This is a genomic window from Streptomyces sp. NPDC096311, from assembly GCF_044763085.1.
GTDB lineage: Bacteria > Actinomycetota > Actinomycetes > Streptomycetales > Streptomycetaceae > Streptomyces.
On sequence record NZ_JBIWFN010000020.1, the window covers coordinates 108545 to 134675 of the forward strand.

Annotated in this window: 20 protein-coding genes and 1 pseudogene; 8 read left to right on the top strand and 13 right to left on the bottom strand. The window is 67.1% G+C overall.

Annotation, left to right across the window (positions count from 1 at the left end):
- From ACIRA5_RS39875 to ACIRA5_RS39895, 5 genes are all read right to left on the bottom strand, one after another.
- On the bottom strand, positions 1-2441 hold a 2441-nt coding region (locus tag ACIRA5_RS39875), incomplete at its 3' end, for a tetratricopeptide repeat protein (RefSeq protein WP_403699398.1).
- A gap of 183 nt (positions 2442-2624) precedes the next feature.
- Positions 2625-3053: a hypothetical protein gene (locus ACIRA5_RS39880; RefSeq protein WP_403699400.1), complete on the bottom strand. Its 429-nt coding sequence runs from the start codon at positions 3051-3053 to the stop codon at positions 2625-2627.
- A 651-nt stretch (positions 3054-3704) separates the two neighbouring features.
- Positions 3705-4028: a hypothetical protein gene (locus tag ACIRA5_RS39885; protein WP_403699402.1), complete on the bottom strand. Its 324-nt coding sequence runs from the start codon at positions 4026-4028 to the stop codon at positions 3705-3707.
- Between the two features lie 4 nt (positions 4029-4032).
- Positions 4033-4341, bottom strand: coding sequence for a hypothetical protein (locus tag ACIRA5_RS39890; protein ID WP_403699404.1), 309 nt, complete (start codon positions 4339-4341; stop codon positions 4033-4035).
- Positions 4331-4882, bottom strand: a complete 552-nt coding sequence (locus ACIRA5_RS39895) for a bifunctional DNA primase/polymerase (RefSeq protein ID WP_403699647.1) — start codon at positions 4880-4882, stop codon at positions 4331-4333. Before ACIRA5_RS39895 ends, ACIRA5_RS39890 begins: the two co-directional genes overlap by 11 nt.
- Positions 4883-5152: 270 nt before the next feature.
- On the opposite strand from ACIRA5_RS39895, the gene ACIRA5_RS39900 reads away from it, so the two are divergent.
- Positions 5153-6523: a hypothetical protein gene (locus tag ACIRA5_RS39900; protein WP_403699406.1), complete on the top strand. Its 1371-nt coding sequence runs from the start codon at positions 5153-5155 to the stop codon at positions 6521-6523.
- Positions 6524-6553: 30 nt separating this feature from the next.
- Here the strand turns inward: ACIRA5_RS39900 and ACIRA5_RS39905 are convergent, their stop codons facing one another.
- The 6 genes and pseudogenes from ACIRA5_RS39905 to ACIRA5_RS39930 all read right to left on the bottom strand — a co-directional run.
- Positions 6554-7324 carry a hypothetical protein gene (locus ACIRA5_RS39905; protein ID WP_403699408.1) on the bottom strand — a complete coding sequence of 257 codons (771 nt, stop codon included), beginning with the start codon at positions 7322-7324 and terminating at the stop codon, positions 6554-6556.
- On the bottom strand, positions 7317-7733 hold the full coding sequence (locus tag ACIRA5_RS39910) for a hypothetical protein (protein ID WP_403699410.1): 417 nt from the start codon (positions 7731-7733) through the stop codon (positions 7317-7319). Before ACIRA5_RS39910 ends, ACIRA5_RS39905 begins: the two co-directional genes overlap by 8 nt.
- Positions 7734-7933: 200 nt before the next feature.
- A complete protein-coding gene (locus tag ACIRA5_RS39915) occupies positions 7934-8860 on the bottom strand; it encodes a phosphotransferase family protein (protein WP_403699412.1) in 927 nt (308 codons plus the stop codon).
- Positions 8861-9065: 205 nt separating this feature from the next.
- Entirely contained in the window at positions 9066-9749 is a 684-nt protein-coding gene (locus ACIRA5_RS39920) for a hypothetical protein (RefSeq protein ID WP_403699414.1), read from the bottom strand.
- A 686-nt stretch (positions 9750-10435) separates the two neighbouring features.
- Positions 10436-10858, bottom strand: coding sequence for a hypothetical protein (locus ACIRA5_RS39925; protein ID WP_403699416.1), 423 nt, complete (start codon positions 10856-10858; stop codon positions 10436-10438).
- A 77-nt stretch (positions 10859-10935) separates the two neighbouring features.
- A pseudogene (locus ACIRA5_RS39930) lies at positions 10936-11244 on the bottom strand (site-specific integrase); the annotation flags it as partial.
- Positions 11245-11425: 181 nt separating this feature from the next.
- On the opposite strand from ACIRA5_RS39930, the gene ACIRA5_RS39935 reads away from it, so the two are divergent.
- From ACIRA5_RS39935 to ACIRA5_RS39945, 3 genes are all read left to right on the top strand, one after another.
- Positions 11426-11635 carry a hypothetical protein gene (locus tag ACIRA5_RS39935; RefSeq protein ID WP_403699418.1) on the top strand — a complete coding sequence of 70 codons (210 nt, stop codon included), beginning with the start codon at positions 11426-11428 and terminating at the stop codon, positions 11633-11635.
- A 379-nt stretch (positions 11636-12014) separates the two neighbouring features.
- Positions 12015-12341: a hypothetical protein gene (locus ACIRA5_RS39940; RefSeq protein WP_403699419.1), complete on the top strand. Its 327-nt coding sequence runs from the start codon at positions 12015-12017 to the stop codon at positions 12339-12341.
- Between the two features lie 2 nt (positions 12342-12343).
- A complete protein-coding gene (locus ACIRA5_RS39945) occupies positions 12344-12694 on the top strand; it encodes a hypothetical protein (RefSeq protein WP_403699421.1) in 351 nt (116 codons plus the stop codon).
- A gap of 688 nt (positions 12695-13382) precedes the next feature.
- Here ACIRA5_RS39945 and ACIRA5_RS39950 read toward each other — a convergent pair.
- The gene (locus tag ACIRA5_RS39950) at positions 13383-13886 is read right to left on the bottom strand and encodes a CAP domain-containing protein (RefSeq protein WP_403699422.1); all 504 of its coding nucleotides are present in this window, start codon (positions 13884-13886) and stop codon (positions 13383-13385) included.
- Positions 13887-14326: 440 nt separating this feature from the next.
- The gene (locus ACIRA5_RS39955; protein ID WP_403699424.1) at positions 14327-15166 is read right to left on the bottom strand and encodes a patatin-like phospholipase family protein; all 840 of its coding nucleotides are present in this window, start codon (positions 15164-15166) and stop codon (positions 14327-14329) included.
- Between the two features lie 247 nt (positions 15167-15413).
- Here ACIRA5_RS39955 and ACIRA5_RS39960 point away from each other — a divergent pair, with 247 nt between their 5' ends.
- The 4 genes from ACIRA5_RS39960 (at position 15414) to ACIRA5_RS39975 (ending at position 26091) form a co-directional block, all read left to right on the top strand.
- The gene (locus ACIRA5_RS39960; RefSeq protein ID WP_403699425.1) at positions 15414-17024 is read left to right on the top strand and encodes a M1 family metallopeptidase; all 1611 of its coding nucleotides are present in this window, start codon (positions 15414-15416) and stop codon (positions 17022-17024) included.
- Positions 17025-17391: 367 nt separating this feature from the next.
- Complete coding sequence (locus tag ACIRA5_RS39965; RefSeq protein ID WP_403699427.1) at positions 17392-19371, top strand: N-acetylmuramoyl-L-alanine amidase; 1980 nt, start codon at positions 17392-17394, stop codon at positions 19369-19371.
- 892 nt (positions 19372-20263) lie between these two features.
- A complete protein-coding gene (locus ACIRA5_RS39970) occupies positions 20264-22846 on the top strand; it encodes a Pls/PosA family non-ribosomal peptide synthetase (RefSeq protein ID WP_403699429.1) in 2583 nt (860 codons plus the stop codon).
- Positions 22843-26091 carry an amino acid adenylation domain-containing protein gene (locus ACIRA5_RS39975; protein WP_403699431.1) on the top strand — a complete coding sequence of 1083 codons (3249 nt, stop codon included), beginning with the start codon at positions 22843-22845 and terminating at the stop codon, positions 26089-26091. Before ACIRA5_RS39970 ends, ACIRA5_RS39975 begins: the two co-directional genes overlap by 4 nt.
- Positions 26092-26131: the final 40 nt, after the last annotated feature.

Here is a 26131-nt window from a genome sequence, read left to right on the forward strand (position 1 = left end):
AGCTCGACGAGAGCACGCGCGGTGCCATAAGCGGTGAGAGCCTCATCATAACGGTGCAGTTTCTCCAGCGCGCTACCGGTATTGCTCCAGGCTACGGCTTGACCGTCTTTATTGTTGGTCGGCTCGGCGAGGGTGCGCGCGGTGTCATAAGCGGTGAGAGCCTCATCATAACGGTGCAGTTTCTCCAGCGCGCTACCGGTATTGCTCCAGGCTACGGCTTGACCGTCTTTATCGTTGGTCGGCTCGGCGAGGGTGCGCGCGGTGCCATAAGCGGTGAGAGCCTCATCATAACGGTGCAGCCTATACAGGACGTTTCCAATACCATTCCAGGTGTTGGCTTGGCTACTTGAGTGGCTGGTTTGTTCGGCGAGGGTGCGCGCGGTGTCATAAGCGGTGAGAGCCTCATCATAACGGTGCAGCTTTTCCAGCGCGCTACCGGTATTGTTCCACACTAGGGCTTGACCGTCTTTATCGTTGGTCAGCTCGGCGAGGGTGCGCGCGGTGCCATAAGCGGTGAGAGCCTCATCATAACGGTGCAGCTTCTCCAGCGCGCTACCGGCATTGCTCCACGCTACGGCTTGCCTGTCTTTGTGGTTGGTTTGTTCAGCGAGGACCCGTGCAGTGCGGTATGCAGTGAGAGCCTCATCGTAACGGTGCAGTTTCTCCAGCGCGTTCCCGGTGCCATTCCACGTGACGGCTTGAGTGTCTTTGTCGTTATTTTGTTCCGCGAGAGTGCGCCCGGTGCTGAATGCAGCGAGGGCCTCTTCGTGACGGTGTAGCGCCTCTAAAGTATTTCCGATGTTGTTCCAGATGTTATTTTGGCCGTCTTTATTGTTGGCTTGTTCGGCGAGGACCTGTGCAGTGCGGTATGCAGTGAGAGCCTCATCGAAACGGTGCAGACTGTGCCGACTATTACCAATGCCGTTCCATGCGCCAGCTTGACTGTCTTTGTTGTTGGTTTGTTCCGCGAGGGTACGTGCGGTGTTATAAGCAGTGAGAGCCTCGTCGTAACGGTGTAGTTCATCCAAGGCGCTGCCAAGGTTGTGCCAGGCGCCTGATTCATTATGGAAATCACCGAGGGCGCGGCAGGTATCCAAAACCAATGCGCCGATTGCTAGAACGTCCTGCGGCCTGTGGCGCCACTCCAGGTAGTCACGGAGAGCGAACCCAAGGCGGGCGGTGCTCTGGGAGGGGGCCTCAGCATGAGCGGTTGCGATGAGATTGCCGCACTCTGCGTCCAGTTGCGTCAGGGCCTCGTCCCTGCCAGAAAATACCGGGGAAGGCTTGCCCTGACCGGACGATGCGATGTGGGTGTCTGCGTTTTCGGCCAGGCGAATGTAGTAGTCAGTGAGACGTTGGCGCGCTTGCTCGTATTTGCGGCGCGCGGTGCGGTTGTCCTGACAGTGGGCCCGAGATTTTTCGTAGGCGTAGTCGCCTAGCAGGTCGTGCATCTGCCACCGGCCACGCACTGAGCTGCGTGCGATGAGATGGGTGGCGGCGAGCTGGCTGAGCTGATTGTCGGTAACTGTCTCGGTTTGGTGGGTGAGAGCGGTGGCTGCGGCTGTGGAGATGTCGGGGCCGGCATTGAGGGACAGCATGCGGAACAGATCTTGCTGTTGTGGGAGCAGACTGTTGAGGGTCTGGTCGAAGACGGTGCGCAGGTCGCGTTCTCCGTCGTTGATGCTGTCCAGCCGTCCCTCTCCTGAGGCAAGGCGTTGAGCGCGTTCGGCCAGAGGCTGTCCGGGATCTTGAACCAACTGCGCGGCGACGATCTGCAGGGCCAGGGGCAGGCAGCCGCACGCAACAGCGATGCGTTCAGCTGCTTCTTTGTCCCCTTCAACGCGCTGGTCGCTGGGATCTGCTTCGCGCAGGGCGAGGTCTAGGAGGCCAACGGCGTCTTCGGGCTGCAGCTGATGTAGGGAGCGGAGGCGGCCGATTCCCGGGAGCGCTTTACGGGATGTAACGATCATCCCGTGCGGTGCGGGCGGCAGCAGGGGTTTGACCTGGGCGGCGCTGGAGGCGTTGTCCGCCACTACCAGCAGCCGCTCACTCTCCCGGGCGCGTTCTACGAGATGGGAGCGGTAAAAGACTTCCCTCTCGGGCCCGGTGGGAGGGATGTGCTCCGCTGACACTCCGAGCAGACGAAGCAGCGAGTCGAGCGCTTGCTCGGCCTGGGCCGGCTGGGAGTCGTAACCGCGCAGGTCCACCAGGAGCACTCCGGTGAACCACTTTTGCTTCAAAGTTTCATGACCGGCGGCGTGAGCCAGCGTTGTCTTGCCCACGCCCCCCATTCCCGCCACCACGACTACCGGCCGCTCGACACCCGACCCCGAATCGAGGAGATCCAGCAGGAAAGCCAGGTCTTCCTCTCGTCCGGTGAACTCGGCAGGCAGTTCCGGCAGCGAGGCGAGCGCGGACGGTGTCGGCGCGTACTCGTGCACGAACGTGTTGTACTGCGTTCCACTGCCCAAAGCCGCGGCACGATCGAACCGACTGCCAGCGAAGCTGTTGTGCCGCCCCGCTCCGGGCCCTGGCCGATCAGCGTCCCGCTGACCGCGGCCGCCGCTCTTCTTGTTCCGTCCCTTGGCCTTGTTCTTGCCCCCCACCAGATGCCGCCCTCTGCGTCAGTTGAAGGTGTTGTGCTGCGTACCGCTGCCTTGCACTGCCGACTTCTCAAACGTCGACCCGCTGAAATCGTTATGCACAGACTGGCTCCCGCCCCCTGCACCGGCCTGCTCGATCAAAGCCCGCAGCTCCGCCGCGGTTCGCTGGCGCTGCGCCTCGGGCAGCTCTTCTAGCAGCATTTCCAGGCGGTTCTGCCAAACCGCTGCCTGCGCCTTACGCACGTGCTCGATCTCATCTTCATTCGAGACCTCCAACACGGCCTGCGTGCGGTCCAACCGCTCCAGTTCACCTTGCTCACGAGCCGCCTCGCCACGGCCCAGCATCCGGGCAATGCCAGCGCGCACCCCGTTCCAGGCATCCGTACCAGCAGCCTGCACGACGGCACCACCACCCGCAGCCGCCAACGCCAACAACGCTTCTACCAGCATCACATCCCCCTCGACGGTCTATCAGCAAGGACTACCAGCCTAGAACCAACCGCCTCACAACAGGCGCTACAACCAAAAAAAGACCGGCTACAGCCCCAGCTCGAGTGTGGTCATAGACGCTCGGGCGCGCTTCGGCCTCACCGTCGCGCTCGACACCGCCGATGACGCCCGGATTTTTCGTCTGACTTCGCCTTGCCTGACATCACCGGCTGACATCAACGTCGCCAGACGACGACGGATCCCGGCGTCCAAAGCTGGATTCCGATTCGGCCAGCGAGCACGAGTCCAAGCAGCCCGCACGGCCCCCGGATCGAACTCCTAAAGCGGTGGTCAGCAACCACGCGGAACAGAAGAAGCCCCCGCATCTCGGCTGTCCCGACAGCAGCTGACCGGCTGTGAGAGGCACAAGGGCTCTCACGTTTAGCCCCGTCTTGTATCCCACTCAGCCCGGTCGGCTCTGCCGCTCGTCCGGGCTGCGGCGCTGGGGCGCCGGTCCCGGCCGGGCGGCAGAGCCGACCGGCAAGCGGAGGTCGTGCACAGGAGAACGCCCCGTACGACGATCGCCGGGGGAGACGAGGTCGCACGGGGCCGGTGCCGACTGGTCGCGGGAGCATGCTCGGACCGCGACGAGCCGGGGTTCTTCAGTGTCAGTCAGGGAGCAGAAGCCCGACTCTTGAGAGCGTCTGTCGGCACTTGAGCCGTAGAGTCGAGCATCTCTGCCGCGAGGCCCGACGTAATCAGCTCGGCCAGCAACAAGGCGGCCTCTGGGCGGATCGTTCCGAGGCGCACCAGGCCCTCGCCCAAGACGTTCACGTCGGCTGAGAGGCCGGGGAAGTCTGACTCCAAGCCCAAGTCGGTTAGCAATGAGGCCAAGGTGCCGGCGCTGTGCCGGGCCTGGGTCCAGCCGCGGACGTAGGGGACGCCTGGCATCAGATTCTCGGCGCGCTTGGCAACGACTCCTCGTCTGTCGGTCATGGGGTCAGTCCTTTCGTATCGGCTGCTCAGGTGCCCGGCTGCATTCATCACCGACGGCCTGCCCACAGGTCAACGCACGCCGCAGTAGTTCGGCCAGGCTCTCCGCGGTTTCTGGTGACACGCGCCCGAGTTCCACCAGGCCGTGTCCGAAGGCGTTCAGGTCTGCGCGGAGGTAGGGGAGGTCCTTCTCCATGCCCGCGTTAATTAAGGCGTCCCGGAGAGCGGTTGTAGCGTTGCGGGCCGCGTACCAACCGTCGCTGTCGATCGGTGACCACTGGGCAGCGTCATGACGGTCGGCTTCGTCATCCCGCATCGGTGGCCGTCCTCTCGGGAAGGGCCATGGCCACGGCGGCGGGAGAGGGGTACTGCTCGCCGTACCGGTCGACGCGCGCCACCAGTTCGGCAGCCGCCACGAGCATGGTTGCCAGGGCAACCGGACGAAGAGGGTTGGCCTCCGGTCGCCGGACCGGGGCGCGAAGCCATTGGTAGCGGTCGCCGGACAGAGGCATAGGGCCAGGAACGACTACCGCGGAGCCAAGGCTCAGGTATCGATGCAGTGGAGGGGTCTGGGTCTCTCGTCCGAGGAAGTGGGCGAAAGTCTCTTGGCTCCGAGAGCTGAGGAAGAAGCCGACGCGCTGGGCCTTGTGATCCAACATGGCGGGTCCCAACGGAAGCCCTCGACACACGAGTTGGTCGAAGGCCTCCAGCCCGATGCGTTCCTCGATCGTCACCACGTCGAAGAGACGGCCGGCGGACAGCATGCACGGCGTGCGGGGGTCGTCCGCCCATACCGCACGGCACATCATCGGATCGTCAGCAGCCGCGGACAGCCACTCGATGCCCCTTCTGGTCATCCTCTGCACGTCATCCCACCTCGGTCCGGCTGCGTAGCGGCCTCAATGCCGCCGTATGTCCAGAGTCGAGGTCAGGGGACTGGCCAGGGCAGATGACGAGAGGTGACGGGGGATGATGCTGCGAGCGGTGGTGCGTCACCCCCGTCACCCATCGAGTAGGGGCGACCTCTGCTTACTGTCCGCGAGAGGGGATCACCAGCGCGTACATTCAATGGCGAGACTGAGTTGTCGTATCGGCGCACATTCAGAGAGGGAACGGTCACGTCTTCGATGCAAACGAGCATCCGCTTACGTGAGGCCCGTACAAGCCGTGGTTGGAGTCAGCCGCGATTGGTGCGTGAGTTGCGCCAGGCCGCCGCCCGGCGTGGTCATCAGCTTCCGTCAGACGCGAGTGTCAAGCGGCGCATTGCCAGTTGGGAGAACGGGCACAGCACCCCGGACGAGTTCTACGGCCCGCTCCTCTGTGACGTCTATGACGTCAGTGCGGCGGAACTCGGCCTGAACCACGGTTCACTGCAGGACTCCGCGCTCCTGGATGCCGGCTACCCCGCCAGTCCGGATGCGGCGATCCAGGGCGTCGGGAAGCTGTGGCGAGCCGACCTAAACCAGTACGAGCTGCTGTTGAACGCCGAGCCGTCCGAGCCCGCGTGGAGTGAAGCCTCCCTGCGCTGGTTGGTGGCGCCCGAGCCTGCGATTCCCCGACCTCGCGCCGAGGGTACGCGTGTCGGGCTGGGGGACGTGGCCACCATCAAGACCACCGCGGACATGTTCGCCCAACTCGACGACCAGTTTGGTGGGGATCACGCGCGGCACGCCATAATCCAGTACCTCAGTAACGACGTTCTGCCTATGTTGCGGGGCAAGTACACAGAGCAAGTAGGGCGAGCCCTCTATTCCACCGTCGCTGAGGCGACGCTGCTTGCCGGCTGGATGTCCTACGACTCGTGTCATCACGGCCTCGCGCAGCGGTATTTCCTCCAAGCGCTCCGATTGGCCCAAGACGCCAACGACCGTCGACTCGCGGGGAGCATCCTCTCCGCGATGAGTCATCAGGCCACGTTCCTCGGCCAGTACACCCACGGCGCGACACTCGCTCGTGCCGCGCTCATGGGCATCTCCCCGGTGGCCACGCCGACCCTGCGCGCCCAGTTCCACGCCATGGAAGCCCGCGCGCTCGCACGTACAGGCGACGTCACCGCTTGCGAGGCCGCGCTGAGTGCAGCAACCAGGTCTCTGGAGAGTCGGAACAGCGACGACGAGCCGGAGTGGATCAGCTACTTCGACGAGGCCGAGCTTGCCGCCGAAGCTGCGCACTGCTTCCGCGACGTGAACAGCGCCCGCCAGGCCGTCGCCCACGCCGAGAACGCCATGAGCGGCAATCACGTGCGCAGCGACTTCTTCGCGACGATGGTTCTCGCTGACGCGCATCTACGAGCAGGCGACGTCGAAGAAGCGTGTCGAGTCGTGCTCGATGCCCTTGATCTTGGGGAGCAACTCAAGTCCGCCCGATGTGTCAGCTATCTCGCCGAGTTCCGGGAGAACCTCGCAGCGACCAGCGGCAGCGTGACCTCGCGGGACTTCGCAGAACAGGTCCGGGAACACAGGTTGTGGGCAGCCTCCGAGGCCCAACTCGATCTCTGATTTTCATCTCAGAGAAGTGTTCCGGGCAGTTCACAGCACGGTGAAACTGTCCTTCACCAGGCTGTAGTTCTTGAGCGCCTGGGTTTCGATGGCAGGCTGGTACCAGGTGCTGATCTCATAGTATTTGCCGTAGGCGTCGAAGCCGACGTTCAGCACGTGCCACTGCGCCCCTCTGACCTTGACGACGTACTCCCAGACGACCGCGGGCCAGCCGCGGAACGTGGCCTCTGTCAGACGGAGCCTCCGGTAGTCCTGGGCTTGGCGAGTGTCCCGCTCTGCGGCCCGCCACTGCTTCATTAAGTCGCCCTGGGCCAAAGCGGAGCGGCCGAGGATCTCCTGTTTGCTGTCTGGCGAGACGTAGTGCACTTCGTCGCCGCTCGCCACCGCCCGTTCCCAGCCCTTGGGCGGGACCCACGCGAACCCTCCAGCCTCCTTGAGCGCCCCTGCGGGCAGCGCGGGCGCGGCACCGATGACCACGGGCGAGGCCGCTGCCCCCTGGTCATTCAGAAAGAACGAGGTGGCGAATCCGGCGCCGAAGACCAGAAGCACGGCAGCGGCGATGGCCAGCCAGCTCCTATGGACGGGAGCCACGACACTCCGGACTTCGGTGATCGGACTGTACTTTGGGTTCCCGACGGGGTCTTTGTCGGTCAGTTCGATGTCGAACAACGAGGCAAGATACCTGCGCCACAAGGTCCAGTCCTTGCGTCGCCCGTGTTCGATGATGTGGTCCAGCAATTCAAGGTTGTCGTCCCTGGAATCAGTCAGCGACGCCCAATAGCGTTGACGCAGACTACTCACGGCCGACCTCCGCCCCATCCGGCAAGGTGGCGGAGTGCTGGACCGGCTCCAAGGCCACAACGGTGGAACGACTTCCGTTGATCGCCGCTTGGACAGTCTTCGCGCTGCCGAGTTGCCGCAGTAGCGCCGGAGCTGAGGCTCCCACCGCGACCGCTGCGAATGCTCCGGTCAGCTGGGGGGAAAAGATCCATCCGGCGCTTGCACCGAGGGAGAGCCGGGTAAGGGCTGCCAGTGCATCGGAAGGTGCGTCGATGTACTTGCCGAGCGGTGGTAGCTGATCTCTCGTCTGGTTTCTCGACAGGGCGCGATGACGGGCCGCTTGCCACGCAGCGATACGCCCGTAGAAGACCACGATCTCGACGATAAGGCCACCCAGTGCGCCACAAGTGATGCACGTCGTCCACTGCATAGCCTCCCCCTGAGCAATGCTCGCAGCTGATGCAGTTCAGCATTCCAGAGCAAGGGTTTGTCCGTGAAGGTAACGCTCCAGAACCTCTTGTGATCTTTTGTGGATGGTTGATCCATGGGCGCCATTCGGACTCAAGGTCCGCATTTCAGGTGCCCGACATTGCTACTCAAACACGGGCGAAAGCTCGCAGAAACACTCCCTCAGAACGGGCCCCACGTGTCTCGCCCCTCACCGGTACGCAGCGATCGCACGCGCCGCGCAAACTCCGCCGCGGAACGGTCGCTGGCAGCGACCTGGTGGCCGAGCCAGGCAACCATCATCAGTTCACGTAGATCCGCCAAGGTCTCATAGCCGGGCCAGTTCATCAGGTCGAAGCCGTATCGGTGGACGAACTCGGCGTACTCGGCCTTCGTATGCCAGCCGTACCGGTCGTAGAACATCGCGGTCTGGATCAGATCCCACTCGCGCGGCGCCAGCGCGAAGCCGTCAAGGTCGATGAGCACCGCGTGACCGTCCCGGTGACGGAGCACGTTGCCTATGCTCGCGTCCCCGTGAATCATCCCGAAGGGAAGCACGAAGTCCAGCCGGCCGTAGTCCTTGTTCAGCTTTCCGGCCCGCTCCTCCAGAAACGTGCGGTCATCTTCCGTGACGCCGTCCATCTGCCCGAGGGACGCCGACAGCTTCGCGAACGGATCGAAGTACGGCAGCCGCAGAGACTCCGGCTCTTCGAGCCAGTGCAAGCGGCGGAGCAGGTCGGCCAGCTCCCCCACCGTCGCGTACTCCTCGCGCTCCTGCACGCTCTCCCAGAAGGTCACAACCCTGCCTCCGACCACCAGCGGTTGCGTGACTCCGGCCGGCACCCGAGTAGCCGGAAGGTCTTCCGCCTCCAGCCACCTGGCGACCCGTACCGCCCGTTCCATCTCGTCCAGAACATCGGGGTCACGAGCAATCCGGACGATAACCGGCGAGCCTGATAGGCGGTACACGGCGTTGGAGCCGAGGCGCAGCAACTCGGCGCCTTCCGGGTCCAGTCCGGCCGTCCCGCACGCCTCTCGTAGGACCGCCTCAAGGCTCTCCGCTGTGAACTCCGTGCCGCCGTCCTGGCCCCCGCCGCTGCCCGAGATCATGCCTTCGACCATACGGCGCCGCCCCACCGCTCAACAGGCCGCCCACGTGATAGGGGCGTAATGATCTCGCTCGGCAGGCTTCTTGGGTGCCGCTCCCCCGCAGGTCAGGCCACTGAAAGGCTCACGGCCTCACCTGGCCTCCGGAGCCGGGTGCCAATGGCTGTCGACTCGGTCTCACAGAAGCGCGCGCACGTATTCGCTGCGGTCAGACCTTCCGCTGGTTTTCCCAGATCGCGTGATCTAGCTCCCACGGAGTACACCTCAAGCGCGCCGCAGCCTCAGAGAGGATACTGATCGCTTGGGCCGTGGTCACCGTGCGCTGCAGCACTGTTTGCAGCCATCGAAGAACCATACGGTCCGGCTTGATGCGGCTGTCGTCTCCCAACAGCATCCACAGGTACCCGAGTCGTGCGCCGGAGCCGTGGCCGGCAACCCCGGCGAGGTCACGCTCAACGGTCTTCAGCTGTTCGAAGTCAGCAAGTAGCGCGTTGGCATCGGCAAGGGTTGCGATGCCGTGGGATACCAGGAGCTCGGCGTACTGGCGGGCAGCCACCACCTTCAGCGGGGCATCGCGGTTTGCCCGTGTGCGCTGCCTGTTCTGTAGGACCTCAGAAGAGAAGGCTTCTTCGCCGTGGGTCTGGATATGCGCAACGAAACCCTGAAGCGGTTGCTCGTCAGGGATAGGGAGCTGTGCGCTACCTGACAGCTGACGTGAGATGCCGGCCCAGGCCGCGTAGCGGTGGCAGGTCGGGACCGTGTGCCGCTCGTAGTGGGCGTTGATAGAGAAGACGGCGTCCAGGACACACAGGGAGGCATGGGCCCACCGGGGGCCTCGCGGTTTGATTGCCAGATGCCCAGCGGCAACGACTACTTGTCCTAGCTCGTCCATCGATCCCCCAGTGATGAAACGGGGAGACATTGTTGCATGCGGCACTGACAGGAGAACCAGGTTCATTCGCATGCCGGGAGAGCGTCGGCAGGGTTTGGGTGCCCTGTCGAATGCGTGTCGAGACTCTTCGGCGAGCACTCCGTAGGCAGCACGACTGTGCAGCTCGGATGCCTACCGAGGTCGAACCGACAGTACGGCCGCGGGCACAGCGGGTGGGTTCCACCGCCGGTGTCCGGGCAGTCTGGTCACAGATGGCTGCAACACCCCGGGTGTTGCAGCCCGTCGGCGGAGCCGACCTTTCAACGGACGCAGGAGCCGGAGGCGACTCCCGACTCCGCACTATTTGCGATACACGAGGGCACCCAACAGCTCCCGGAATCAAGGAAACGGCTGGTCAGAGGCGATCTGTCAGCCAATCTCTGATTGTGCTCCGGAGCCGTGTACGCAGGTTCGAATCCTGCCGGGGGCACCCCTTATGAGGTGCCCAAAGACCCCGTCACCAGCGGAAACGCTGAGGCCGGGGTCTTCGCGTATGTGCAGGCGTATGCGGCCCGAAGCGGCTCCATGTCAGGGTCTGTGGACTATTCGTGGACAGGATCTTGGAGCATCCTCCCTGGTCAGGCCCAGGAAACGCGAAGGCCCCTGGACAGGTCCAAGGGCTTTCGCTGTGGCGCTGTGCCGTTCCTCTAGTCGGCGGTGACTCCCCAGTAGCCGATCTGTGCGGGTTGCCCGTCGCGGTAGAGCACCGTGCAGTTCCCCTGGGTACGACCGGGGAAGGCCAAACAATCGGAATCGAGGGCGTCGTCCCACTCGACGTAGGTGGGTCGGCAACTGGGAGCCCAGGCACGCACCTCACGGTCGGTCAACGGCCGCAGGAACGGACCGTCGTCGGTGTCCGTCGCCTCGATCATGAGGGGGAAGTCCAGCACCGTGCCCGTGCCACCGGTGAAGATGTACTCGTGCCACGTTGGGTCGCTCCACAGTTCCTCTATGGATCGGCCCTCGAAGCCGTGGTTGTCCTTCAGCAGTTCGTCTTCCTGAGCCTGCCGGAATGCGGCCTCCAGATCCGGCTGATACGGGCCCGTGTGACGCCATTGGTCGCCGCTCATCCTCGTCCCTTCCCCATGCGAACTGTTCGATCAAAAGAGCAGCGTAGGAGAGGGCACGGACAGGACACCGCACCTGATCACTCATACTCGCGCAGCAGCCCATCGATCTTGCTGTTGGCGACCTCCTGCCTGCCATCGAGGCACTTCGCCTAGCAGCCGAGCAGAACCTCCACGCTGTTTCCGGCGCGCTCGGCAACCTCCGTCGGATCAACTCCTGCGTTGAGCCACGTCGGCAGAGCGGAGTGGCGAAGGTCGTACGGTCGGCGAGCCAGTGGCGAGGCAGCCGCGGCCGGCGGGAGGGCGAGCAGCCGGGCTTCCTGCCAAGCGCGCGAGTATGTCGAGGAGGCCACCACTCCCCCGCGCTCGCTGCAGAAGAGGCGGCCGTCCCCGGTCGGCGTTAACAACGTGCGTGATCAATACAGCTAGGGCCTGTTCGACGGGTCGCGTCACCGACCCCGCACCCGGCAGCGCTGTCACCCGAATGGCGCAACAGGACGTGCCACCCACATGGGTGAAGATCAAACTGGCTAGTGCCCCACCCGAGGCAATCCGTGAAAGGGAAACCACATGCGCATTCGACGAATCCTCGCCGCCGTCATCGCCACGGCAGCCCTCGCCGGACTCGGCCTCACAGGCGCCGCCACCGCCACCGCCGCACAGGGTGCCCCGTCCTACGTCACCCCCTCTCAGTGCAGGGAGGGCGGCGGAGTGCCCCGGATCGACTTGCCGGGCAACCCCTGCGTGGGCGGTAGGTACGACGGCCAGGCGGTCGACTAGACCCCACAAGGCGCCCCGCAGCCACGCGCCGCGGGGCGCTCCCGCGCGAGCGTAGCCGGGAGAGTCGCAGGGACTGTGCCGACCCGTCGGGCACGCCAGGCCGTGTCGCCGTCTTCTTCCAGCGTCTTTGTGATCTTCGCGTTGGCCGCTTCCTCGTGGCCAACGATGCAGCCGTGATAGCGGCGGTGAATCACCTCGGGAGAGTTACCGACTCTCCGGGCTGCCTCGGCGATCGGTACTCCCGCGTTCAGCCATCGAGTGATGCAGGCGTGTGTACAGGCGATCGCGGGCCTCGGAGGCGCAGCCGTGGCCGCTGTCAGCGTCTTCGGACTGGTCGGTGTCGCCCTGCTCAGCGTGCTCTACATGGAACGTGTGGGACATGGAACGTATGGGACTGACCAGTCCCCTCGACGTCGGCGTGCGCCTGCTGCCGCTGTTCGGAACGTTCCTCCTGGTCACCGTGGTGGCCGCCCGGGTGCTGGTACGCCGGGTCGGCCTGACCTCCTTGATCACCGCAGGTCCCGTCCTCATCGGAGCCGCGTCCCTCGCGCTGCTCGCGACCGATGCCTCGGGAAGCTACGGGGCGATGTGGCCCGGACTGCTCGTGGCGGGCATGGGAGCGGGCCTGCTGACGGCGCCTTCGACGGCTGCCGCGGTCAACGGTGTCCCGCCACAGCAGGAGGGCATGGCGGCGGCGCAGCGGTGAACATGGCTCGTCAGCCGAGAACCGTGCTCGGCCCCGGTGTGCTCGGCCCCGGTGTGCTCGGAACTGTCGTCACCAGTCGCTTCCCCCGGAACCTGCATGACCGTCTCGTCGAGGCAGGCATCCCCTCGCCGCAGGCGGACAGGATCGTGGAGGGTGCGTCACACGGCGGCGGTGCGACGAGCCTTCCCGCATCCCTCGCCCGCGTGGTGGGAACGGCGGTATCGAGGGCGTTCACCGACGCCGTACACGTGGGCAACGTCATGGGCGGAGTCGTACTGATCGTCATGGCCGTGCCTACCGCGCTGTTCGTCCGCCACAAGGTTCACAGTCTCCGGACATCCGCCGAGGCATAAGCGGTACGTCAACGGGACGGTGCGAGGCGCCTACAGGACTTCCGTCCGCACAACGTCCCACCGAACAGCCGGTGTTGATCGTTGAGCACAACCATCAACACCGGCACCGCCCGCGAACCGAGCACCGGTCAAACGGAGGGCCGGACCTCCGGGCGACGCCCACCGCCAACCAGACAGGCGACGCGGCGGCCCTCCTCGCCGGCGGTGGCTTCGTCTGCGGCCACCCCGCCATGGTGTGGAGTGGGGCTCGATCTCCTCGATGGTCAGTCGCCAGTGACGCTCCGCCTCTGCCAGGAGGCTCTTGCCGCCGTTTCCGTGGGCGCGCAGGGCACCGTGATGGCCGCGTATGTGCCGCGCTATGGCGCAGCAGAGCGGGACGTCGGTGCCATAGGGAGTGAGATGGCACCCTGATCGCCCTCGCCGTCCTCGAAGGCGCACCCTTCGACACACCGGCCGAGGCCCAACCGCACACCCCGCCGTTCCTGCGACCCGCTCCGGCGATCCGCATCGACGCCCTCGCGACCGATGCCACCGACGCCACCGATGCCTCCGGCGCCACGTGCGTCCAGCTCACGCGACCGCCGTCCGGCTCGCTGTCCGCGGGCTCCACTCTTTACCCGGCTGAATGCGGCCTCCGCGAACACTGAAGCTCGGGCGAGACGTGTGTTCACGGCTGCCGCACACAGCGTCAGGGTGCGTACTGGCACACCGTGATCGAGCCGGTGGGAACGCCGCTCTTGGTGCCGCAGCCGATCTTCCCGTATCTCTCGCTGATCATGTTGTAGTAGTGACCCCATTTCTTGTAACCGGGGCTGTCGGTGGCGTGGTTGGGGTCGGCGTCGTAGGCGCTCTTCTCCGCGGCCCATCGCCCCGTGGCCTGGGTCGCCGAAGAGGAGGATATGTTTTCGGCGGCGTTGCCGATCGGGCCGTGATGCAGGCTGCCGCCCTCGGTGGATGCCGGGTTGTCGGCCCAGGCCTGGGCCGCCTTGGCGAGCGAGTCGTCCCAGGTCAATGGTGACTGGTCGGCCTGCTGGCGCACACTGTTGGTCTCGGAGACGATGGCCTGCTGATCGGACGGGCTGACCTGGGAGACGGTCGCGGAAGCGCCCGTCGTCAGTACCGTGCCACCGGTCAAGAGCGCCGCCGCGACGATGGTCGCGGCACGACGGTGCAGCAGAGTGGGGTTCTTCATTGCGACTCCCTGACAGCAGGGAAAACAGCAGCGCCGAAAAGGCCTGCTGGGGAGTGTCGGCGAGGAGGACGGCTGCCACGGAAGCGAGCCGCACCGCCGACTCATACCGTGGCCGGACAGCCATCGGCGACAACGTGATCTCGTCGGCGGCCGCATGGCCGCATTCGGTACGACCAGCCTATGCCCGGGGCGCACGTGCAGCGACCGGGAGACGGCGACACGGGGCCAGGGATCGTGGGTTCACATGCCGCCGTGGCGCGGCGTCACCGTCGTGGGGGGGCGAAATGTCGAGTAGCAACTCGGGTGCGGTCGCGGTGAGTTCGGTGGGTACGGCATCGCACTCAGTCCGGCTGATGTGTCACTCAATCGTCCTGTCCCGACACCCAGTTGGCTTCGAGCGACCGCAGCCTCCCGACCCGGATCTCGCACTCGGTCGAGGCTCAGCCGTGCCAGATGGCTCGGACCTCTTCGGCGTACTCGGCCGCCTGGCGTAGGCCTGCCTGGGCCGCGCCCGGAATGCGGGACGCATCCAGCGCGTTGCGGCCGAACGCGCGGCGGGCCGCTCGGTCCGGGACCAGCAGGGCGGCCCGGGTACCGCCCGCCTCGAGGGAGGCCACCTGATCGAAGGCGCTCGGGGTCGCGCCCGGCACGTCGGGGATCGGGGCCAGGACCACAACTCGTCGGCAGTCGTGCGCCAAGTCGGCGTTGGTCGTGGAACGTACGCCCCCGTCCATCCAGCGGCCCGTCCCGATCGTGATCGGCGGGAACAGCGGTGGCAGTGCGCACGTGGCCGACATCGCCGTCACCAGGTCGACGCCACTGTTGGCGCCGAAGCCGGTCGGTTCGCCGGTGAGCGCATCCACCGCGAACAGCCGCACGGGCCGCTCCGGCCAGTCCTCAACCGGCAGTTGGGCGCGGATCGCGTCGAACACGTCGGCCTCCGTCACGTCGCGCACGTTCAGGGAGAGCCGGCCCAGCCGCTTGACCACGGTCGCCGGATCGCGCGAACCGAGCGCCGCCCACAGGTACTTGACCGTCATGAAGAAGGTGAAGTCCACCTCCATCATGGCTCGCTTCCGGGCGACCTGTGCCTCGTACAGGTCGGCGGGCGCCGCTCCTGCGGCCAGTTCCACGGCGAGCAGTGAGCCGGCCGACGTGCCGGCGAGCACGTCGGCATCGCCGAGCTCCAGCCCGGCGTCGGCCAGCCCCGCCAGCATGCCGACCTGCCACGCGTACGCGGTCAGGCCGCCCCCGCCCAACACCAGCGCCGTATCCGCCACGTCCACCCTCCCCACCAACGGGGACTGATCCCCGTTTCCTGCTCTGACGCTAGCACGTAACCGGGGAGCCATCCCCGTTTCTGACGGCAGCACCCCATCGCAGCACCCCATCGCAGTAACCAGTCGCAGTGACCAGTGACAGTGACCAGTCGCAGTACCCACGCGAGGTGACCAGCCATGAAGTGACCGACAAGGATGTGAGCCGAAATAGTCGGTTATGGGCTGATCCTGCTGACATAGTGCGGCCATGGAGATCCACGACCCCCGGCAGCCGAGTCAGTCCCGTGGCCCCCGGGGTCTCCGTGGCCTCCCGGGCCCCCGCACCCGCACCCGCACCCGCCGTACGGCCCTCCTCCTCGCCGTCACCGGCGCCGTCGGGATCGGCGGTGCCGTGGTCCTCGTCGGCGCCCTCCCCCATGGAGACCACCCCTCCCCCGCCCGCCCAGGCACCCTCGCCACCACCGCCCCCTCCAGCACCACCGCCTCCGCCGGATCACCCGGTGCCCCGGGTATCGGCGACCCGCTTCTGCCGCTCGACGGCAACGGGGGGTACACGGTCAGCCGCTACACGCTCGCCTTCGACTGGCGGGCGCCCAGGACACGCTTCGACGCCAGTACGACCATCAGCGCGAGCGCCACGCAGGCCCTGTCCCGCTTCGACCTCGACTTCGCGGGCAACACGCTGCACTCGGTCACCGTGGACGACGTACCGGCGAGGGCCGTACGCGACGGTGACGAGCTCGTTGTCACCCCCGCGAAGCCGATCCCCCAGGGCGGCGCGTTCACCGTGCGGGTCGCCTACACCGCCGACCCGACACAGCGAAGGCACCGCGGCGACGCGATCGGTGACTACGGTTGGGTGCCCACGCCCGACGGCACCGTGCTCTATCCGCAGCCCGACGGGGCCAAGATGATCTTCCCGGCGAACGACCATCCGAGCCTGCGGGCGCCGGTCACCTTCCTCATCACCACTCCACCGGGTGTCAGCGCGGTCGCCAACGGCCGGCTCGTCGAGCGCGCGCCGCGGCCCGACGGACGGGTCCTGTGGACGTACGACTCCGAGCAGCCGGTCGCGGCGCAGCTGGTGCAGATGGCGATCGGGAAGTTCACGTTCGTCGAGAGCACCGGTCCGCACGGGCTGCCCGTCCGGGACGTGGTCCCCGGTGACCTGGTCGCCGGGACCAAGGCCTATCGCTCACTCACTCCCGAGCACCTGACCTGGCTGGAACAGCGGCTCGGCCCCTACCCGTTTCGCCGTTACGGCGTGCTGGTGGGGGACACCGACCTGCCGGTGGCGCTGGAGACGCAGTCGCTGTCCCTTGTGCCGAAGGGCGACCTACAGGGTGACCGGGTCGACGCCGAGCGCGACCTCGTACACGAGCTGACCCATCAGTGGACCGGCGACAGCGTGGCCATCCGGCGGTGGTCCGACCTGTGGCTGAGCGAGGGGCACGCCCGTTTCTACGAGCGTCTCTACTCCGAGGCGCACGACGGCGACAGCATCGAGTCCGCGATGCGGGCGGCGTACGAGCAGCACGACCAGTGGCGTCACGACGACGGGGCGCCCGCCGAACCCCGCACCGAGGCGGCCCTGTTCAAGCAGGTGCGGTACGACGGCTCGGCGCTCGTCCTCTACGCCCTCCGGGAGAAGGTCGGCGAGGGGGCCTTCGAGAAGATCGAGCGGTCCTGGGTGACGAAGTACCAGGGGCGGGCGGCCGGTACCCAGGACTTCGTCGCGCTGGCGTCCGAGGTCGCGGGCGAGGACCTGAAGCCGTTCCTGACGCCGTGGCTGTACGGGGACCGCACCCCGCCCATGCCGGGACACCCCGACTGGCAGGTGGACCCGGTCCAGGACTGAGCCGTCACCTCCCCGTACGGCGGCACTCCCGCGCACCCCGTACGACGGCACTCCCGCGCACCCCGTACGACGGCACTCCCACGCGCCCCGTACGACGGGACTCCCGCGTGCCGCGGCGGGCTCGCGCCGACTCCCCGTCGGCGCGGACGTTCTGCCGCCGACCGGGTGGCCTCTGCCGGGTGGCTGGGCCACACCAGTGACGCTTGGCGCGACGGGGCGTGTCGGGCACGGAAACGTACAGGGGGTGATGCAGAGGGCAACTCCTTTGTCCTGATTGCGACGAGCATGATTGGAGACCCTTGCGATGAGAAGACGTGTCGCCCCCCGTGTCCCCAACTCCCCACGTGAGCACCGCCGTACAGTCCGCATGACCGCCTCCGCGGCGCTCCTGATGCCGCTGCTGGCCGGCCCGGCGGCGTGCGCCGGAGGGACATCGGCCGACCGCCAACTTCAGAACGTCTTCACGGACGCCGCGAACGAATACCACGTGCCGCGCAGTGTGCTTCTGGGCGTGTCCTACCTGCAGTCGAGATGGGACGCCCGGCCGGGCACCCCGAGCGTCGTCGGCGGCTACGGGCCGATGCACCTGGTCGACGCCCGCCAGGCCAAGGACACGTCCCCGACACCGGCTCCGTCGGAGTCGCACCGCGGAGGTGCCCAGCCGCCCGCGGCCGCGGCGGGGTCCTCGGCCTCGCCCGCGGCGGGCTCCCCGGGCGGACGCTCCGCGCAGCCCGCGGACCTGCGCCGGGCCGCCGGCCTGATCGGAGCCCCGGTGGCGCGGCTGCGGACCGATGCCGAGGCCAACGTACGCGGAGGTGCGGCGCTCCTCGCGGAGACACAACGGCAGCTCGGCAAGCCGCTCAGCACCAACCCGGCGGACTGGTGGGAGGCGGTGGCACGCTTCCCGGGGACCGGCGACACCACGTCGGCGGCGGAGTACGCGAACAACGTCTTCGCGGTGATCCGCAAGGGCGCGCACCGCACCACCGACTCCGGACAGCAGGTCACCCTCCCCGCCAGCCCTGGCGTACACCCCCGCACTCCTCACCCCCAGGCGGCACGGCGGCCCAAGGAGGTCGAGTGTCCCGCGGAGCTGACCTGCGACTGGCTCGCCGCGCCGTACGTCGAGTACGACGACAACGGCGACTACGGCAATCACGACCTGGCCGACCGGCCCAGGGACCAGAAGATCGAGTACATCGTCATCCACGACACGGAGGCGGGCCTGCCGTCCATGCGTCAGACCGTGCAGGATCCGACGGAGGCGTCCTGGCACTACTCGATCCGCTCCAAGGACGGCCATGTCACCCAGCACATCAGGACCAAGGACGTGGCCTGGCACTCCGGGAACCAGTTTGTGAACGCCCGTTCGATCGGCATCGAGCACGAGGGGTTCCTCAGGCAGCCCGACGCCTGGTACACGGAGCAGATGTACCAGTCCTCAGCCAAACTGGTGCGCTACCTGGCGAAGAAGTACGACATCCCGCTCGACCGTCAGCACATCTTCGGGCACGACAACGTGGCGGCGCCGACCACCTCGAGCATCCCCGACATGCACGACGACCCCGGCCCCTTCTGGGACTGGCGGCACTACTTCGACCTCCTCGGCGCGCCCCTGCGTGCCACGGCCGGGCCCGACAGCGACCTGGTGACCGTGCTGCCGGACTTCGCCACCCACAAGCCGCTGTTCACGGGGTGCACCAAGAGCGGTGTGAAGTGCGCGCCGCACGGCTCCAGCGCCGTCCGCCTGCACACCGAGCCGGACGAGCACGCGCCACTGATTCAGGACCCGGGCCGGCGTCCCGACGGCGAGGACTCCACGGAGGACGTCAACGACCTGGGGTCGCGGGTCTCCGCCGGCCAGACCTACGCGGTCGCCGGACGCAGTGGCGACTGGACGGCGATCTGGTACCAGGGCCACAAGGCGTGGTTCAAGAACCCGAAGAACCATCCGACGGCCGTCGGTGCGAGCGGCCGGTTCGTGACTCCGAAGGAGGGCTTGAGCGAGATCCCGGTGTTCGGGCGCGCCCTCCCGGAGGAGGAGGCCTACCCGGAGGGGGTGGAGCAGCAGTCCGAGTCCCCGCTCCCGTACACCCTCCTCGCGGGCCAGCGGTACGTGGCGCAGTCCCGGCCTGTCGGTTCCTATATCGACAGATCGACCTTCAGTGACACACCGAGCCTGGTGGTGACGGGGCGCGAGGAGTACTACGAGATCCAGTTCGGCCACCGGATCGCCTACGTCCGCGCGAGCGACGTGGACCTGGTGCGTGTACCTGGCACGGAGAAGGCGCCGTCGGGCCACGCGGCGCCCCCTGCTGGGCAAGAGGCGCCCCCTGCTGGGCAATAAAGGAGTCCCAGTCCGAGCCGGAGGCGTCCACGCGACCACGTGGACGCCTCCGGCTCAGGCATGCCGGGGGTAGCCGGGCGGCTCAGACGTGCCGGGGTGCCCGGCGGCTCGGACGTGACGGGACACCCGGTGGCTCAGACGCGACGGGGCACCCCGCGACTCAGACATGACGGGACACCCGGCGGCTCAGACGCGACGGGGCACCCCGCGACTCAGACATGACGGGACACCCGGCGGCTCAGACGCGACGGAGTGCCCGGCGGCTCGGACATGACGGGGCACCCGGCGGCTCAGACGCGACGGGGTGCCCGGCGGCAGTTCTCTTCGTGGACGCCCCCGCACCCTCTCCTCGCACCCGTAAGCGGCCGCAGGCCCCGCCGCGCCGCGTCTCTCCTCCATATCTCCACAGATCTCCACGCCCCACCGCTCTCCACGTCCTCGCGGATCTCCGCCTGCCCAGAGCCTCCACGCCCACGTCCCGACCCCGTCGGTGGCGTTTCCGCCCGCCCTTCCGGATCAGATACACGCCACTCGTACGCAGTAAGGCGAATCCCGTGCGCAACTCCTCGCCGGCCCGCCGGTCGGGATCATGGAGGAGAGGTGAAAACGGGTGTCGACCGCTCTGTGCCGCGGGCATCGGACGTCAGCAGCGAGAACCCCCTGACGCCGTCGAAGGCCAGTGCCATACCGACACGATCCGGTTCGAGTGGCAGCCCCACGGATGGGCGGCTAAGACTGAGGCAACGGTCCTGTGACCGGGCCGGTTTTGTCACCGGACAACAAATCCCGACCTCATGGCCTCCGGATTACTTGCTCCGGCCATCGAAAAGCGCGCGTGCAGGGCGTCGGCCGTATTGGCAGGCGGCGTTCGAAAGTTCCTCAAGGAGCTCGTATGGAGGAGAAGTCCGTCGAAGTCCTGACGCCTGGTCCGGGTGAATCCTCACTCGACAAGCGTGAGTGCACCGGACCGAAGAGCGACATCGAGAAGGAGCTCGCCGAGGTGTTGGCCGGCGTCATCGACGTCGAACGAGTATCGGTCGAGAGTCACTTCTTCAACGACCTCGGCGCCAACTCATTGGTGATGGCCCAATTCTGCGCACGAATCAGGAAGCGGCCGGATCTCCCGTCGGCGTCGATGAAGGACATCTACCGGCACCCGACGATCCGAAGCCTGGCGACGGGGCTCGCGGACGTCGAACCGCTTCCGGCAGAGTCGTCGGTTCCGGCACCGGCCACGGTGGTGACGCGGGCCGGGACGGCGCGGTACGTCCTCTGTGGAGCGCTTCAGTTCTTGTTCTTCATGGGATATTCCTTCCTCGCCGCAATTGTCGCCGACCGGGGCTACGGATGGGTGTCCGCCGGTTCCAACGCGTTCGGCATCTACCTGCGATCGCTCGTCTTCGGCTCCATCGGTTTCGTCGCTCTGTGCACCTTCCCGATCGTGGCCAAATGGATTCTCGTCGGCAGGTGGAAACCGCGCGAGTTCCCGATCTGGGGACTGACGTATCTGCGCTTCTGGACGGTCAAGGCGCTGATCCACGCCAACCCGATGATCTTCTTCGTCGGCAATCCCCTGTACGTGCTGTACCTGCGCGCCCTGGGCGCCCGGATCGGCAAGGGGGTCACGATCCTCTCCCGCCAGACTCCGGCCTGCCCCGACCTGCTCACGATCGGTGCCGGAACGGTGATCCGCAAGGACTCGTTCTTCCACTGCTACCGGGCGCACGCAGGGCGTATCCAGACCGGGCGGGTCACCCTGGGCCGGGACGCGTTCATCGGCGAGAAGACCGTGCTCGACATCGACACGTCGATGGGCGACGGGGCGCAGCTCGGCCACACGTCCACGCTGTACAGCGGCCAGACGGTCCCGGCCGGCCAACAGTGGCACGGATCCCCGGCACAGCCCACCGAGCACGACTACGTGAGGGTCGAATCGACCGCGTGCGGCACACTGCGCCGGGTCGGCTTCGGCTTCGTCACCCTGCTTCAGGTGTTCTTCCTCTACGTGCCGCTGATGGTCGGGGGCGCGTACATGCTGATCGATCTGATTCCGGCGCTGCACGACCGGCTGGGCCCGGGTTCGGTGGGCTTCACCTCACCAGGTCTCTACGCCGACGCGCTGGCGCTGTCCTTCGTACTGTTCTTCGGCTTCGTCGTCCTCGGCGTGGCGGTGCTGTTCACCCTTCCGCGCCTGCTGAACCTGGTCATCAAGCCGGAGAAGATCTATCCGCTGTACGGATTCCACTACTCGACGTTCCGCGCGATCGGGCGCATGACCAACATCAAGTTCTTCAAATGGCTGCTCGGTGACAGCTCCTTCATCGTCTACTATCTGCGCGGCCTCGGATACGACTTGTCCCGGATCGAACAGACCGGGTCGAACTTCGGCACGGAAGTGCAGCACGAGACCCCGTATCTGTGCTCGGTCGGCAGCGGCACGATGGTCGCCGACGGGCTCTCCATCATCAACGCGGACTACTCGAGCTCCTCTTTCCGGGTGTCCAAGGCCTCGATCGGACCACGCAACTTCATCGGGAACAACATCGCCTATCCGTCGGGGGCCAGGACGGGCGAGAACTGCCTCCTCGCGACGAAGGTGATGATTCCGCTCGAAGGCGAGGTACGCGAGGGGGTGGGCCTGTTGGGCTCGCCGTGTTTCGAGATTCCCCGGTCGGTCGAGCGCGACTCACGGTTCGACCATCTCCGCAGCGGCGAGGAGTTCCGTCGCAGTCTCGCCGCGAAGAATCGTTACAACATCCGCTCGATCGCCCTCTTCCTGATGGTGCGGTGGATCTACTTCTTCGTCCTCACGGTGGTCGCTCTCGCCGATGTCGATCTGTACGACTCGTACGGTCATGTGCTGATCGCCGCGTTCTTGGTGTTCAGCCTCGCTTTCACGCCTTTCTACTTCGTGCTGGTGGAACGCAGTATTGCCGCATTCCGCGGACTGCAACCGCAATTGTGTTCCATCTACGAACCGTACTTCTGGTGGCACGAGCGCCTCTGGAAGGTGCCGGAGAACTATCTCAACATCTTCAACGGGACCCCTTTCAAGAGCCTGATCTGGCGGATGCTGGGCGTTCGGATCGGCAGCAGGGTCTTCGACGACGGGTGCCACCTGACGGAGCGGATGCTCACCACCATCGGGAGCGACTGCACGCTCAACGCGGGAAGCAAGATCCAGTGCCATTCGCAGGAGGACGGCACCTTCAAGTCCGACCGCAGCACGATCGGCGCCGGCTCCACGCTCGGTGTCGGCGCCCACGTCCACTACGGCGTGACGATGGGCGACGGCGCGGAGCTCGCCCCCGACTCCTTCCTCATGAAGGGCGAGGAAGTCCCGGAGCGCGCCCGGTGGGGCGGAAATCCGGCGGCCGAAACGCGCGAGGCCCCCTATCAGCCTGCCGCACTGGCGTACGAGGCACAGCGCGACCGCTCCGGCCTGCAGGCCCAGTCACACGGGAAGATGCGATGAGAGTGCGAGTGGAAGCCGATCGGGAGTTCTGGCGCGGTCAGCTCGTGGCCGGAGGGTTCACCGCGGTGCCGCGGTGGACGCCCCAGCCGGTGGCGGGCGTCGCCGACCACGAGACGACGGTCCCGGAGGACATCGCGGGACCGCTGCGCGGGCTGGCGCAGGACCTGGCGGTACCGCTCGACTCGGTGCTGCTGGCCGCGCACGCCAAGGTGCTCGCCGCGCTGTCCGGTGAGCGCGAGGTCGTGTCCGGCTATGTCCCCGCCGACGGCGGCCGACCGCTGCCCTGCCGCCTGACGACCGAACCCCCGACGTGGCGGGAGCTGCTGCTGAACGCCCATCGGGCCGCGTCGGAGCTGTTGTCGCACAAGGACTTCCCGGTCGACGACCTCAGGCGCGAACTGAGCCTGACCGAAGCGCCGTTCGAGGCCGTCTTCGATCCGGGCGGTGTGGGCGGTGACCTGGCCGAGGACACCGTGGTGTGGATCGGGTTCTCGTGGCGGGACGGCCGGCTCGTGCTGCGGCTGCGGTACCGGACCGACGTACTCGACGCGGACTGCGCCGCCCGGATCGCCGGCTACCACGTCACCGCGCTCGCCCTGATCGCCGTCGGCCCGGATGCCGAGCACGGACGGCAGGGCCTGCTCTCCGCCGAGGAACTCCACTTCCAGCTCGAAGGGCTCGCCGGACCCCACCGGGAGCTGCCCGACCGCCGCATGCACGAGCTGTTCGAACAGCGGGTACGGGAACACCCGGACGCCGTCGCGGCCGTACACGGTGAACGGCGGTGGACCTACCGCGAGCTCAACGCCCGGGCCAACCGGCTGGCACGCGCGCTGCTGGCACGCGGGCTGCGCCGGGAGGGCGTGGTCGCGGTGGTGACCGAACGCAACCTGGACTGGCCGGCCGCCGTGCTGGCGGTCTTCAAGGCCGGGGGCGTGTACCTGCCCATCGAGCCGCACTTCCCGGCCGGTCGCATCGCCACCACCCTCACGCGCGCCGGGTGCGCCCTCGTGCTGACCGAGCACGGCAGCACCACCACCCTCGACCAGGCCCTGGAGTCCCTGCCCGGGATCGGGAAGGTCCTCGTCGACGCGGCCTACGCGGAGGACCACGCCGACGACGATCCGGGCGTGCCCGTGGCAGCGGACCAACTCGCCTACATCTACTTCACTTCCGGCTCCACGGGTGAGCCGAAGGGCGCGATGTGCGAGCACGCGGGGATGCTCAACCACCTCTACGCCAAGATCGACGACCTGGGACTCGGCGAGGGACAGGTGGTGGCGCAGACCGCGCCCCAGTGCTTCGACATCTCGCTGTGGCAACTGGTGTCCGGGCTCCTGGTCGGCGGGCAGACCCTGCTGGTGGAGCAGGAGGTGATCCTCGACGTCCAGCGGTTCGTCGACAAGATCGTCGAAGGCCGGGTCGCCGTCCTCCAGGTCGTGCCCTCGTACCTGGACGTCGTCGTGTCCTGTCTGCGGCAGCACCCCCGCGAGCTGCCGGACCTGCGATGCGTGTCGGTCACCGGCGAGGCGTTGAAGAAGGAGCTCACGGAGCGCTGGTTCGCCGTCCAGCCCGGGATCAAGCTGGTCAACGCCTACGGGCTGACCGAGACCTCGGACGACACCAACCACGAGGTCATGGACCGGGCGCCGGAGCGCATCCTGCTGGGCCGCGCGGTCAGCAACGTGCGCGTCTACGTCGTCGACGAACACCTCACCCCGGTGCCGCTCGGCGCCCCCGGTCTGATCGTGTTCTCCGGGGTCTGCGTCGGCCGCGGGTACATCAACGACCCCGAGCGCACCCGGCAGGCCTATCTGGCCGATCCACACCGTGAGGGCGCCCGGCTCTACCGGGGCGGCGACTACGGCCGCTGGCAGCCCGGGGGCAAGCTGGAGTTCCTCGGCCGCCGGGACACCCAGGTCAAGATCCGTGGCTTCCGGATCGAGATCGGCGAGATCGAGAACACCCTGTTGCGGGTGCCGGGGGTGCGGGACGGCGCGGTGGTCGTCGCCGAGCGGGCCGATCAGAGCAAGCACCTGGTGGCGTTCTACTCGGGCCCGCGAGCCCTCGACGGCGACGCCCTGCCGGCCAGGCTCGCCGAGTCGCTGCCCGAGTACATGGTCCCGTCGGCCTTCCACTGGCGCGAAAGCCTGCCGCTGACCGCCAACAGCAAGATCGACAGGAAGACCCTGCAGGCGCTCGCCGGCGAGATCGACGTGGTCCAGGACGACTACCACGCGCCGACCACACCGACCGAACACCGGCTGGCGGCCGCGTGGGCGAAGGTCCTCGGCGTCCCGGAAGACCGGATCGGACGCCGCGACCACTTCTTCGACCGCGGCGGCACCTCCCTCTCGGCGGTGAAGCTCGCGATCACCCTGGATCGTGCGGTGTCCCTCAAGGACGTCACCCGTCACCCGGTCCTCGCCGACCTGGCCGCGCTGGTCGACGGCAGGTCACAGCGGCGCCCCGAGCTGCTGCACCCGCTGTCGGAATCGGACGACGCGCGGGGCGGAGCCCTGGTGTGCTTCCCGTACGCCGGCGGCAACGCGGTGAACTTCCAGCCGCTGGCCAGGGCGCTGCCGCCCGGCGGGCCCGCCGTCTACGCCGTCGAGCTGCCCGGTCACGACGTGGCCGCCGACCGCGAACCGTTCGCACCGATGACACAGGTGGTCGAACAGGTCGTCGACGAGATCGTCCGGCGTGGCCTGACCAGGATCCTGCTGTGGGGCCACTCCTCGGGCGCCGCGCCGGCCGTGGAGACGGCCAGAAGGCTCCAGGAGCGCGGGGTGGACGTCCAGCGGGTGTTCCTCGGCGCGCAACTGCTCGGCGACGCCGCCCGGCGGCGCGCCGCCATCGACGAGCTGACGGAACTGAGCGACGCCGCGATCGCCGCGAAGCTGAGCGCGGCGGGCGGGTACACCGAACTCGGCGAGCTGGACGCGCGGCACGCCGAGCACGTGGGTGCCGCCTACCGGCACGACTGCGTGTCCGCACACCGCTGTTTCGCCGACCTCCTGGACAACCCGCCGACTCCGAAGCTGTCCGCTCCGGTCACCGTGGTCGTCGCCGCCGACGACCCGAGCACGGCGGACCACCCGCACCGCTACCGCGACTGGCAGCTCCTGGCCGAACAGGTCGACCTGCACGAGCTCGCCGACGGCGGCCACTACTTCCCGCGCACCCGTCCGGCCGAAGCGGCACAGGCCGTTCTGCGCGCCGCCGAACTGTTCGCTCCTTCCTGAGTGACAACTGACTGGTGACAACCGACGAATGACAACTGAC